The organism is Ruegeria sp. B11, from assembly GCF_056539785.1.
In genome coordinates this window covers 267296-279643 of record NZ_JBQFVO010000004.1, presented here as the reverse complement: position 1 = coordinate 279643, position 12348 = coordinate 267296, and the positions used below count along the sequence as shown (strand labels likewise).

Below are 12348 nucleotides of genomic sequence, written 5' to 3'. Positions count from 1 at the left end.
TATCACCGCTTCCTCCGCTTCACATTCCCACCCCGCTGCCCCGGCCTGCCAGCCGTTGACCGCCCCCGCGATTTCACTGCGTCTTCCGAGGCTTTCTCGACCGCCCATTGGCGCGCCATGGGGTCGTCGGCGACGGCCAGATCGACCGCTTCCAGACGTTTGATCTCATCCCGGATGTTGGCGGCCTCTTCGAATTCAAGATTCTCGGCGGCCTTGCGCATCTGGTCGCGCAGCCCGTCCAAGTGCGCTTCCAAATTCGCACCATGCATCGGTTTGTCGATGGTGGCGGTGACCCGGTTCATGTCGACATCGCCTTCGTAAAGACCGGCCAGAACGTCCTCGACGTTCTTCTTCACGGTCTCAGGCGTGATGCCGTGTTCTTCGTTATAGGCGAGCTGTTTGGCGCGGCGGCGGTTGGTTTCGCCCAAGGCGCGCTCCATCGAGCCGGTGATCTTGTCGGCATACATGATCACCCGCCCATCGGCGTTGCGCGCGGCGCGGCCGATGGTCTGGATCAGTGAGGTTTCCGAGCGCAGGAAACCCTCTTTATCCGCGTCCAGAATGGCGACCAGCCCGCATTCTGGGATGTCGAGCCCTTCGCGCAGCAGGTTGATGCCGACCAGAACGTCGAAGGCCCCAAGCCGCAAATCGCGCAGGATTTCGATGCGTTCCAGCGTGTCGATGTCCGAGTGCATGTAGCGGACCTTGATGCCCTGTTCGTGCAGGTATTCGGTCAGGTCCTCGGCCATGCGTTTGGTCAGCGTTGTCACCAGCGTGCGGAATCCGTTGGCGGCCACCTTGCGCACCTCGTCCAGCAGGTCGTCCACCTGCATCGACACCGGGCGGATTTCGACCTCGGGGTCCAAGAGGCCGGTGGGGCGGATGACCTGTTCGGTGAAGACACCGCCGGTCTGTTCGATCTCCCACTTCGCCGGGGTGGCCGAGACAAAGACGGATTGCGGGCGCATTGCGTCCCATTCCTCGAACTTCAAAGGTCGATTGTCCATGCAGGACGGCAGGCGGAACCCGTGTTCGGCCAGCGTGAACTTGCGCCGATAGTCGCCACGGTACATGCCGCCGATCTGCGGGACACTGACATGGGACTCGTCGGCGAAGACAATCGCGTTGTCCGGAATGAATTCGAACAGGGTTGGCGGCGGTTCGCCCGGCGCACGGCCCGTGAGGTAGCGCGAGTAGTTCTCGATCCCGTTGCAGACGCCGGTGGCCTCGAGCATTTCCAGATCGAAGTTCGTACGCTGTTCCAGCCTTTGAGCTTCCAGCAGCTTGCCCTCTCCGACCAGTTGATCCAGCCGGATGCGGAGTTCCTTTTTGATCCCAATGATCGCTTGGTTCATCGTCGGCTTCGGCGTCACGTAGTGCGAGTTCGCATAGACGCGCACCTGTTCCATCGTCGCGGCACGTTCACCGGTCAGCGGGTCGAACTCGGTGATGGTTTCCAGTTCCTCGCCGAAGAACGAGAATTTCCAAGCACGGTCCTCAAGGTGGGCCGGCCAGATTTCCAGGGAATCGCCACGCACCCGGAAGGACCCGCGCTGGAAAGCCTGATCGTTGCGGCGGTACTGTTGGGCAACCAGATCAGCCATCACCTGCCTCTGGTCATACTCATGACCCACCTTCAGATCCTGTGTCATCGCTCCATAGGTCTCGACCGAACCGATACCGTAGATGCACGAGACCGAGGCGACGATGATCACGTCATCGCGTTCCAGCAGCGCCCGCGTGGCCGAGTGGCGCATCCGGTCGATCTGTTCGTTGATCTGCGATTCTTTTTCGATGTACGTGTCCGACCGCGGCACATAGGCTTCTGGCTGGTAATAGTCGTAATAGGAAACGAAATACTCGACCGAGTTCTCTGGGAAGAAGCCCTTGAATTCCCCGTACAGCTGCGCTGCCAGCGTCTTATTTGGCGCCAGGATGATCGCAGGCCGCTGCGTTTCTTCAATCACCTTGGCCATGGTGAAGGTCTTGCCCGTCCCGGTCGCACCCAGCAGGACCTGATCTCGCTCACCATCATACACACCGCCTGCCAGCTCCTTAATCGCCGTCGGCTGGTCGCCAGCCGGGGCGAACTCGGTGTGCATGACGAACTGCTTGCCGCCCTCCAGTTTCAGACGCGCGCGCACGTCGTCTGCGGTCAGTTGAGTCTTGTCGGAATGGGCATAAGGCATGGGCGGGCTCCGGGTCAGGCCCCTACATTTGTTCTTATTTTGTCCATCTGCAAGGGCTGATCTGGATTCATTTTCAGCTAAGCGGTCCGGGGTTGGGCGTCGGGGTGCGTTTGAACCTTCGCCGCCAAGGCCGACAGGTTCTCGGCCTGTACGCAACCCATCATCATCTTCAACAGGGTTTGTCCCATTAACCAGCCCAACGGTCCATATTTCATACGAAAATCCATACTCCAGATAACACGGCTGCGCGTGTCGGACAGCGGTGTGATGGCAATCGCCGCCTGTGCTTCGCGCAGAGGCATCGCCATCTGCGACAACCGTACGGTGTAGCCGCGGTCAACCTGCCAATCCGTCACCTCTTCGACCAATGATGTGCCGTTCGCGAAGTGACACCGGCGCTGTGACCCAACACCATCCGATCCGGCAGTCAAAGCATCAACCGATGTCACCTGCGGGGTAAACTCATCGATATGCATAAAGCGGCGGAGGATAGCCCAAATCTCATTGGGTCGGGCGTTGATGTCGAGGTGGCGTTCTTGGTGAAGCATCCTGCTGTCCTTTTATGTCTGCGCGCTTTCTACCCCGAACTAATGACAATACCTGTCATTAGGCAGTCCATGCGACCCGCGACAATTGTCATCTTGTCCCGGCGCGCGCTCTGACGCATAAACAGCTTCAGCCAAGTGAGTACGGAGAGGCGACATGCGCGCACGGATTTACCAGCCTTCGCGAAACGCGATGACCTCGGGGATGGCCAAAACCCGCAAATGGGTTCTGGAATACGCCCCGGCTTCTGCGCGTGAGGTCGATCCGCTGATGGGCTGGACCTCGTCCAATGACACCCAAACGCAGGTGCGTCTGAAGTTCGATACCAAGGAAGAGGCGCTGGACTATGCCAAAGACAACGGCATCGACGCGCAGGTATGCGAGCCGCACGAGCGCAAGCCGAACCTGCGGGCGCGCGGCTATGGTGAGAATTTCGCCACTGACCGGCGCGCTCCCTGGACCCACTGACAAGGCCCTGTGAATGATCGACATCCGCCAAGCAGACCCCGGCGCCAAGGATCTGCGCCCGATCATTCAAGCGCATCTCGCCCATAGCTGGGACGCGACACCGCAAACCTCAAATCATACGCTGGACATTGATGCCCTGCGCGAGCCGGGCATTCGCTTTTGGGCTATTTATGAGGCGGGTAAGCCCTTGGGTTGTGGTGCGCTTAAGGCGCTGCCGGATGGCACTGCCGAAGTTAAATCGGTGCACGTGGTTGCTGCTGCGCGCGGCCGAGGATTGGCGCGTGTGATCATGAACCATCTTGCCGATCTGGCCCGAGCCGAGGGCGTTTCCGCACTTGTCCTGGAAACTGGCGCAAATCATCTCTCGGAATATGACGCAGCACGCAAGCTATATGAAACATTGGGATATTCCTATTGCGGTCCGATCTACGGCTATGACGCCGATCCAAACAGCGCGTTTATGCGGTTGGACCTTACGTTCAGCCCAAAACACTGAGGGAAAAGCTGAAAGCACCCGCTTGGTGCAGTCTGACCGACCGCTTTGAATTCAGATATAAGGGCCGTACCCTTGCCCCGTTTCGAAAAACATCTGAAAAAATGGCGAGCCGTGGAGGACTCGAACCCCCGACCTGAGAATTAGAAGTTCCCTGCTCTAATCCAGCTGAGCTAACGGCCCGGTCTTGTTCCGTTTGTATCAGTCAATCCATTAGGATTGTCAACTTGATAGGGGGCAAGCTTGTTCTTTCAAAAAGGTTATTTCCATCAGGGTATTGGCCGAATCTGGTAGACCTCTCGGCAAGAGACATTGAACCTACCTGCAGTTCAAACTTGCAGCCCAGCGCGCCCTGCGTCACGTTTGAAATCACAAATTGTGATTCCAAACGGATATGATGACGAACCCGGAAAACCTGCCCAGCCCTCAAGAGGTCCAAAACGCCATTCATCGGGTGCGCGGTGTACGCGTGGTTCTGGCAGAAGATCTGGCGCAGTTTTACGGAAAATCCGTCAGCGCCTTCAATCAGGCCGTCTCGCGCAATAAGGATCTGTTCGAAGGCTACCGCTTTCAGCTTTCCGACGCTGAGGTCGCGGATTTGCAATCACAGAATGTGATCTCAAAACCCGAAGGCCGCGGTGGCCGACGGGTCAATCCGTGGGTCTATACCGACTACGGCGTAGCTATTGCCTCGACTTTGTTTAAAGATCCGCGCGCGATCAGGATCACGCGGATGATCACCGAAGCCTTTGTTGACGGCACCAATGCGCTAGCGGAAACCCCGCGCAACCCGCCTGAGATTCTGCCACCGCAAGATGCCCCTACGCCGTTGCTTCCAAATGGGGATCAACTGCGTGATCTGGCCGAAAACATCCTTGATTCCGGACAGCAAAGCCTTGTGGACTACATCGCCAATCCCACCACCAAACGGCAGCAGGCGGTGGCAGTGATCATGAAGACCCTCGCTGAAACGGCGGGCGAAGAGGTTCGCACACAACATGACCGTCTGCGCCTGAGCATCGCCGAACGGCTGGCCAGCGGAGACTATGCCGACGATGATGACCGGAAAAAACTGCTTGAGCTGCTGCACGCCATGAAAGACTGACCGCCTTAAAGGCCCAGCTCTGCCCGCGCCTTTCTGGTCAGCTTAGCTACGACCAGATCGTATGAGATTACAATATGATCTCGCAGCGACGCGTCGCTCATGCCACGTTCATCGTAAACCTGCAGCCATTTCATACCTCGCGATGCCAGATAAGGCGCTGGGCGGATACCCGGCTCATCTCCGAGGACCTCAAAGGCTAGATCGGTAGCCTTGAAGGTAAACGCATCCTTTCCGTCGTTCCAACCACAGATGGCAAAGACTTTGCCGCTTACTTTCCAGACATCTGCGTTGCCCCACTGCACGACATGGCTGGTGGCTTTGAGGTCCGAGCAAAAGGCATTGAATTCATCACGAGTCATCGCGGCGACTGTGGCGCTCTGGTCAGGACAAGGCAAGACCCGCTTTGCGGGCGCAACTTTCTTTACCCGGCATTAACCTAGCTGCGCCAAATCATAGGTGATGTATAACTGTAATTCTCCCCTCTCGCCTGAGGTTTGGCTCCGTGATCTATTCGCCTCCAAGGCGGTGCAGCAAGGTGGCGTAATCCGTCGCAAGGCGCGCGATATAGAGCGCTTTGCCGGGATGGAGCGTTTTATGGCCGAAATCAATCGTCGCGGTTATCAAGTGGCGGAAAACTCGGGCCAGATCGTAATCTTCTGCAACCGCGCACCCGTGCGTTGGCTCACCTGAGCCACGCAACGCTTTCTTGAAAAGAAAGCGCCCCGAAATCTTTTCAAGATTTCGCCCCCCACCGATTCAAGGCTTCAAAAACTTTGCCGTTCCGACAGTGCGCTGTTTCGGGGTCTGAAGATTCCGGGGATTGGCTTGGATATCTCCCGGCATCGCGACATTGCGTGGTTTCTGCAAGGCAAACGAGCCACAGGCGACACCATCGCCATCGGGGTCATTGCGCTTATGATATCCGGGCCTTCCTTCGCGAAAAGGCCCGAAACCCAGCATCTCCACCGCATCACACCCAGCCAGCGCCACCAGATGGATCACCGCTTCATGACGTTCGTAGTCTGAAACGCGCAGGTAGACACCGATTGCGATCATTCCTGTGGTTAAGGGCAAGGCCAGCACCATCAGTAGAATACGCACCGGGGACAGAGCCTGCCTGCGCAACGCGTCTGCCCGCCGTTGCCGCCGTGTAAGACGAGGGTTCGGATCGGTGTCTTTCGTTTGTTTCCCGGTTGTCATGCCATAGGTCTTACACGCGGTATGTGGCAAAGCCATGGCCGCAATCGGGGTCGGCTTGGAAAAAGCTCGACCTTATCGCACCACATGCACGGCACATTTGGCGTGGCGCACCACATGGGTCGCGGTTGAACCCAACAACAGGTCCTGCATCCCCGGGCGGTGCGAAGCCAGGATGATCAGGTCGGGCTTATTCACTTCGGCCCAGTCCAGAATCGTTCGCCCGGAATGGCCTTCAACCACCAGCCCCTTCGCATTCGGGACGCGCGCCGCCAGAGCATCAAGCTCGGTCTGAATGGCCTTGCGGGCTTCGGACAGATACTCGGCAGGCATGTACGAGATCGCATAATCCGGAATGTGCTCTACCACATGCAGCAGCGTAACCGCAGCCTCGGGCGTCGACAGTAGTTCTGCCAGCTTCAACGCTGCCGAGCTGTCCCGTTCAGCATCAAAGGAAATGGGAACAAGAATGTTATGATACATGGCTCGCGCCTCCGTAGTTGTGCCGCTATACTGCGCGACCGGTGGTGGCCGTGCATTGACTCAGATCAGGTCTCACCGAATGTCTCGGCGACGTCGTACATCACGGGTTCAAAGCTCTTGCACAGCTCGTTAACCCTGCGATTCCGCTCTCGCATTTCCGGTGTGCGCAACATCGCCAGGAAATCCTCGCGGCGCTCCCATTGTGAATAATTGGCAATCCGCGTCTGGGCATCATTCACATGCAATCCGGCTGAAATGAAACCCGGCTGTTTCGAAATGAACTCGGCATAAGCATCGGTCAGCGCCTCAAGAAGGTCCTGGCAGGTTCCGGGGGTCATCTCGAAGGTGGTGATGACAGTCTGATAGCTGTTGGTTTTGGAAATCTGCGGCATAAGGCTCCTCCTTTAAAGCTGACCCGAGCCTAGCACAGCTTTTGAAAACGCCACCCTTTTCCTGCACATAGACAATGTTTTTGGATCAAAAAATCTTTCTCGAAGATGAACAAGAAACTAACCATCCGTTAACCATGTCTGCCGATGCTGCCCCCATGGCTCGTCTGGTTCTCGTCATTCCGCTGCTTTTTATGGTGTGCACTCCGGCATGGTCCGGTGCGTGGCTCCGCGAGAAGGGGTCAAGCTTCACCGCGTTATCTGTGACCGCTTTCAAAGAGGAAGACGTCTACAAGTACAAATCCTCGCTTTATACCGAGTGGGGATTGCGACCGAAACTCACGATCGGACTGGATGCCGAGGAGCATCAGGATTTGTATGGGCACGCGCTGGTCTTTGCCCGCGTGCCGGTTGCAGACATGGGGTCAGCAGGGCGTTTGGCGGCCGAGTTCGGCGTTGGCGCGCACCATCGCCAGTACAGTAGTTGGGCAATGTACAAAGCAACACTTTCCTACGGCAAAAGCATTCAAACCGGATTGGGAGGTGGATGGATCAATGTCGACGCAGCGCTCGAAAACCGCACCCATGAGACAGTGATCCGCAAATTGGATTTCACGGCCGGTCTGTCCTCGGGTCGACGGTTTGACCCGCTCCTGCAGATCGAAACTTCTTATGTTTCGGACCGACCATGGTACTGGAGGTTGCGACCTTCGCTGATGTATCGCCCAAAGACGGGCAAACTCACCTGGATTCTGGGTGCCGAGCGCAATTCGGCTGATGATAACATCGGGATCAAATTTGGATTGTGGCGCAGCTATTAAAGATGGGCCGCCTACATAAAGGCGGCCCACCACATCAATCAGGTATCAATCCGCAGAATGGTCGAAACCGCACCACGCAAGCCTTCGGACCAGCGCAGGCGGATATCGCTCTGGCCCGATCCCTGTCGCAACTCGACATATGGCGCGGTATAGCGCACCGCATTCAACGATGTCCTGAGGCTTCCCAGAGCAACAACCGCATCACACCCGCGCGCCCTGCCTCCAAACGGCAACCGCCCCTGCGAACTGACGGTCCAGGCTGATGACGGTGAGCTTTGCGTGTGCTGCAGCCGCAATGGATTGGCGCAAGGCGTATCGATGCCATGGAACGTATTGTTCTCGAAACACACCCTCTTGTGCCTTTCCGGGTCGAGATCGGCAAAACTGGTATCGACCCGGTCCACTCGGTCGATCCGCACGTTGTTGACGCGGAACTTGTTGCCGGTCACGGTCAGCCCGTTCAAGAAATGCCCTGTGCCATGGGGGCGGATCACCAGATAGCTGAACCAGGGGGCAACATCGCTGGCATAAAAGATGTTATCAGTGATGCTCAGCGCGCTGAACGAGAAGCTGGTGAAGTAATCCGGGTTGGCATCGTGCTCGTTGGTCCATTCGATAAAACAGTTATCGACATAGTTCTCGGCGATGGACGAACTGTTATAGCCGCCGATGATCACCAACCCAGCGTTGCGCACCCCGTTCGCGACGTTGTCGCCCTGGAAGAAGTGGTTGCCCAGCACCAGATTGTTGTCCCCACTTAGCACCGCGAAATGATGGAACCGCGTGGCCCGGTTGTGGCGCAGCTTGACGTCGTTGGCATTGGCGTTCAGCGCGATTGAGCTTCGGTCCGGCACGTCCAGACTTTCCTCGGTCGATAGGAACTGACAGCCATCGATCAGCATCCCCTGACATCCGCGCCCGATTGATGTGATACCCCGGTCCTTCGGGCGACTGATGAAACAGTCTTTCAGTACAAAAGTGTTCCCGCCCGGAGACAACCGGATCGCGCTGCACCGACCGTTACACTGGAACTCGATCCCTTCCATGTTGAACTTCTGCAGCGCACTGAAGCCGCTGAAATCTAGCAGGTACTTGAACGATGTGAAGGTGAAGGTCTGCGTCCCTGCGGCATCATAAGTCGGCGCACTCAGCGTGATTTCACCGGTGCTTTCGTTTTTCGACCGCACATAAACCTCACGCCCGACCCCGCTGCCGGTGACCAGCGAACCCACCGGTATATTCGCCACATTGGCCACGTTGGTCAGCGTATCAGGATCAGACGGGCTGTAGGTCGCGATCGAGGTGAAGGTCTCGGTATCCCAGGTCGAGCTGCTTTTGACGTCAAACTGCCCGTTGCGCACCACGCGACGGGTGGCATAGCCCGTCCGGTTCGGCACAGCCGCTGCCATATCGATGGGCTCGGTCACCGCGATCTTGCGCCCGCCCAGATCCAGCGATTCATGGTCCGAGCTGTTCAGCAGCGCCTGAAACGCCTTCTTGAACGCCAGCATTTCATCGCCGAAGGCGGTGATATAGGTGGGCAGATCGAAATTCTTGGTCAGCAGCAGCATCTTGTCGATCGGCATCGTGACAGTTCCGTCGAACGAGATCTCGGACGCCATATTGGTGTTCTCTTCCAGCCGGAACTCACCCTGCGGCACGTAAACCTTGCGACCGTTCGCCGCCTGATCCGCTGCCTCAAACGCTGCCGAGTCATCGGTGACACCATCCCCGACCGCCCCAAAATCACGCACATCGACCAAACCGATCATGTCGCGCAGGAAGACCGAGGTCACATCCGCGATCTCGATATCATCCACCCGCACCACCGCGCCGTTGGTGCCTTCGATATCCAGACCAAAGTGACCGTAAAGCGCCGCATTGCCCCACGGCATATCCACACCGGGGCGCAGCCCCGTGCCCACGATGGCCGTTACCTCATGGACGGTGCCATAGCCGGTCAGCTGCACCGCCGAGCCCTGCTCGACCAACCCGTCCACATGCGCATCTCCGGCACCACCGGCCCAGCCCGCGATCCGCACCTCGGGCAATGGCCCACTGATCGCCTTCACCCGCGCCTTGATCTGCAGATAGCAGCCCGGCAACAAGGGCGTCTGCCCCATATACCGCAGCCGCTGCGGTTCTGCCGTCTTGTAAATCTCCAGACAGCCTGCAAAATCCGCATCCGCAGGAACAAACACACCCGTGCCCGACCCCTCATAGGTCGGAGAGCCCGGCGTGCCGTCGCCGCTGGACCAGACCCCAAGACCAGCCGCATAGGCGGGCGGCATGAACACGATGCCGTCGGTGATTGCCTTGTTCATGTAAAATCCCTTTCCCAATCGCGCCAAGCACGCGCGCCAAAACCCGATACCGCCCGGGCCCTGAGCCCAAGCGCATGGGTCTGAGTATCGAAAAGGGATTAATCGCGGCTCTTACCACCGTGACGGTGGTGTTGCCTCAGGCCGCCGGGTCAGAATTACCCAGCAACTGCACGCCATTGATCTTCCAAAGGCCCTCTTGCTGGATCATCTGGTAATCCAGCAAATGCACGCGACCCTCGCCATCGGTGATCATGACCTTCTGCCACAGGTTCCCGGCGACCTCGCGCAGTTCCAGAAACCGCACCTCCGCTGGCCGCCAGACCATCGGATAACCGCGCCGAACCATGACCCCGAAATTATCCGGGTCGCCAAACATGCGCTGGATATTCGGGCTGGCAAAAGTGAACGCGGTGGCAAAGTCATCCGCCTTGAACGCCTGTATCTGGGCCGAGATATTGGCCTCGATCTCGTCACTCTGAGCAAAAGCTCCGGATGCCAGTCCGGCACTCAGGGATAGGGCAAGCAATAGTCGACGCATGGGGCCACCTCCTGAATCAAGAGTAGCCCCACACGGGATCAGGTCAAATCAGACCAGTTCTCCGGCCAGCGCCTTGTCGATCAGAGCTATCGTCTCCGGTACGCCATAAAGCGCGATGAACCCACCGAACCGAGGACCCTGCGACGCCCCCAGCAGCACCTCATAAAGCGCCGTGAACCAGCCGCGCATCGGATCAAACCGCTCGCGCCCGATGGAATAGACCACCGATTGCAGTGCCTCGTCTTCCATCGGGCCATCATAGGCTTCCAACGCCGCCTTCAACGCCTCCAGCGCCTCGTGCTCTTGCTCTGTCGGCGCGCGGTGCTTGCGCGTCGGTTTGACAAAATCGTTGAAATACCGCACCGCAAAGCCCGCCGCTTGATCCAAATCGGGGTGCGTCTCGGCAGTGGCTTCAGGCGCATAGCGGCGGATAAAGCCCCACAGCGCCTCTTTGTCTTCGGCCCCCGAAACAGACGCTAGGTTCAACAGCATCGCAAAAGGAACCATAAGCGTGGATACGGGCACATTCCCACCGTGGATATGCCACACCGGATTGTTCAGCTGCGCCTTCAGGTCCTGTCCCGGATAGGCCCGCAACTGTTGATGATATTCATCATACGCCTTTGGGATCACATCGAAATGCATCCGCTTCGCGGTCTTGGGCTTTTGATACATGAAATAGGCCAGCGACTCGGTGGGCGCATAGGTCAGCCATTCATCGATCGAAACACCATTGCCCGACGACTTCGAAATCTTCTGGCCGTTCTCATCCAGAAACAGTTCATAGCTGAAATGTTCCGGCGCACGACCGCCCAAGGCCCGGCAGATCGCGTCATAGATCTTTTCGTTAGTGGCATGTTCCTTGCCATACATCTCGAAATCAACGCCCAAAGCGGCCCAGCGCGCGCCAAAATCAGGCTTCCACTGCAGCTTCACATTGCCGCCAGTCACGGGCAGCGTCCATTCCTTGCCATCCTCGTCATCGAAGGTGACGGTGTAGGTCTCGGCGCAAACCTTCTTCATCGGTACATACAGAACCCGCCCGGTCTCGGGATGGATCGGCAGGAAGATCGAGTAGGTCTGCTGACGTTCTTCCCGCAGGCTTTTCAGCATGATGGCCATCACGTCGTCATACTTCTCAACGGCGCGCTTCAGGATCTCGTCGAACTGGCCCGAGCGGTAAAACTCACGCGCCGAATAGAACTCATACTCGAACCCGAAAGTATCGAGGAACCGGCGCAGCATCGCATTGTTATGCTCACCAAAGCTGTCATATTCACCAAACGGGTCCGGCACCGAGGTCAGCGGACATTGCAGATAATCCTGCAGAGCCTCGGGGTTCGGCACATTGCTGGGCACTTTCCGCATCCCATCCAGATCGTCCGAGAAACAGATCAGCTTGGTCGGGATATCCGACAGCGCCTCAAACGCGCGCTTGACCATCGTGGTCCTCGCGACCTCACCAAAGGTGCCGATATGCGGCAGACCTGAGGGGCCATAGCCCGTCTCAAACAGCACATATCCCTTCTCCGGAGCGCCATGCTTATACCGTTTGAGCAACCGCCGCGCCTCTTCAAACGGCCACGCCTTGGACGTCATCGCGGTTTCACGCAGGTCAGACATTTGGATACTCCATCGGGAAACGTGCCAGACACCCCATGCGCCCGGACCGGCCCCTGTTATTGTGCAGGTGCAGTATGAGTCAATAAAGGGTGGTGATTTTCATGCCTCTATGAGCATGAATACCATGCCATCAATATCTGCTCTGAATTACGAATATCCGCAACGTGGGATT

13 protein-coding genes and 1 tRNA gene are annotated in these 12348 nt (G+C 57.7%); 4 read left to right on the top strand and 10 right to left on the bottom strand.

Annotation, left to right across the window (positions count from 1 at the left end; all coding sequences use genetic code 11):
* Nucleotides 1–2: 2 nt before the first annotated feature.
* A complete protein-coding gene (gene uvrB, locus ACR0I1_RS15845; RefSeq protein ID WP_480707196.1) occupies nucleotides 3–2189 on the bottom strand; it encodes an excinuclease ABC subunit UvrB in 2187 nt (728 codons plus the stop codon).
* Nucleotides 2190–2266: 77 nt separating this feature from the next.
* On the bottom strand, nucleotides 2267–2737 hold the full coding sequence (locus tag ACR0I1_RS15840; protein ID WP_480707194.1) for an SRPBCC family protein: 471 nt from the start codon (nucleotides 2735–2737) through the stop codon (nucleotides 2267–2269).
* A gap of 154 nt (nucleotides 2738–2891) precedes the next feature.
* On the opposite strand from ACR0I1_RS15840, the gene ACR0I1_RS15835 reads away from it, so the two are divergent.
* A complete protein-coding gene (locus ACR0I1_RS15835) occupies nucleotides 2892–3203 on the top strand; it encodes an ETC complex I subunit (protein WP_480707192.1) in 312 nt (103 codons plus the stop codon).
* Between the two features lie 13 nt (nucleotides 3204–3216).
* Nucleotides 3217–3699: a GNAT family N-acetyltransferase gene (locus ACR0I1_RS15830; protein WP_480707191.1), complete on the top strand. Its 483-nt coding sequence runs from the start codon at nucleotides 3217–3219 to the stop codon at nucleotides 3697–3699.
* Nucleotides 3700–3801: 102 nt separating this feature from the next.
* On the opposite strand, the gene ACR0I1_RS15825 is transcribed toward ACR0I1_RS15830, so the two are convergent.
* A tRNA-Arg gene (locus ACR0I1_RS15825) sits at nucleotides 3802–3879 on the bottom strand.
* Nucleotides 3880–4090: 211 nt separating this feature from the next.
* On the opposite strand from ACR0I1_RS15825, the gene ACR0I1_RS15820 reads away from it, so the two are divergent.
* Complete coding sequence (locus tag ACR0I1_RS15820) at nucleotides 4091–4801, top strand: ORF6N domain-containing protein (protein WP_255612009.1); 711 nt, start codon at nucleotides 4091–4093, stop codon at nucleotides 4799–4801.
* A 5-nt stretch (nucleotides 4802–4806) separates the two neighbouring features.
* Here ACR0I1_RS15820 and ACR0I1_RS15815 read toward each other — a convergent pair whose 3' ends face one another.
* The 4 genes from ACR0I1_RS15815 to ACR0I1_RS15800 form a co-directional block, all read right to left on the bottom strand.
* Nucleotides 4807–5160: an MmcQ/YjbR family DNA-binding protein gene (locus ACR0I1_RS15815; protein ID WP_170514068.1), complete on the bottom strand. Its 354-nt coding sequence runs from the start codon at nucleotides 5158–5160 to the stop codon at nucleotides 4807–4809.
* Between the two features lie 397 nt (nucleotides 5161–5557).
* On the bottom strand, nucleotides 5558–6001 hold the full coding sequence (locus ACR0I1_RS15810; RefSeq protein ID WP_255612008.1) for an excalibur calcium-binding domain-containing protein: 444 nt from the start codon (nucleotides 5999–6001) through the stop codon (nucleotides 5558–5560).
* 72 nt (nucleotides 6002–6073) lie between these two features.
* Nucleotides 6074–6481, bottom strand: a complete 408-nt coding sequence (locus tag ACR0I1_RS15805; protein ID WP_170395959.1) for a universal stress protein — start codon at nucleotides 6479–6481, stop codon at nucleotides 6074–6076.
* Nucleotides 6482–6546: 65 nt separating this feature from the next.
* Complete coding sequence (locus ACR0I1_RS15800; RefSeq protein ID WP_170395957.1) at nucleotides 6547–6873, bottom strand: antibiotic biosynthesis monooxygenase family protein; 327 nt, start codon at nucleotides 6871–6873, stop codon at nucleotides 6547–6549.
* Between the two features lie 134 nt (nucleotides 6874–7007).
* Between ACR0I1_RS15800 and ACR0I1_RS15795 the strand changes: the two genes are divergently transcribed.
* Entirely contained in the window at nucleotides 7008–7691 is a 684-nt protein-coding gene (locus tag ACR0I1_RS15795) for a hypothetical protein (protein WP_480707189.1), read from the top strand.
* Nucleotides 7692–7729: 38 nt separating this feature from the next.
* Here the strand turns inward: ACR0I1_RS15795 and ACR0I1_RS15790 are convergent, their stop codons facing one another.
* The 3 genes from ACR0I1_RS15790 to ACR0I1_RS15780 all read right to left on the bottom strand — a co-directional run bounded on the left by ACR0I1_RS15790 (nucleotide 7730) and on the right by ACR0I1_RS15780 (nucleotide 12176).
* Nucleotides 7730–10015: a glycosyl hydrolase family 28-related protein gene (locus ACR0I1_RS15790; RefSeq protein WP_480707188.1), complete on the bottom strand. Its 2286-nt coding sequence runs from the start codon at nucleotides 10013–10015 to the stop codon at nucleotides 7730–7732.
* 136 nt (nucleotides 10016–10151) lie between these two features.
* The gene (locus tag ACR0I1_RS15785) at nucleotides 10152–10553 is read right to left on the bottom strand and encodes a DUF4864 domain-containing protein (RefSeq protein ID WP_480707186.1); all 402 of its coding nucleotides are present in this window, start codon (nucleotides 10551–10553) and stop codon (nucleotides 10152–10154) included.
* A gap of 48 nt (nucleotides 10554–10601) precedes the next feature.
* A complete protein-coding gene (locus ACR0I1_RS15780; protein ID WP_480707185.1) occupies nucleotides 10602–12176 on the bottom strand; it encodes a lysine--tRNA ligase in 1575 nt (524 codons plus the stop codon).
* Between the last annotated feature and the right edge of the window lie 172 nt (nucleotides 12177–12348).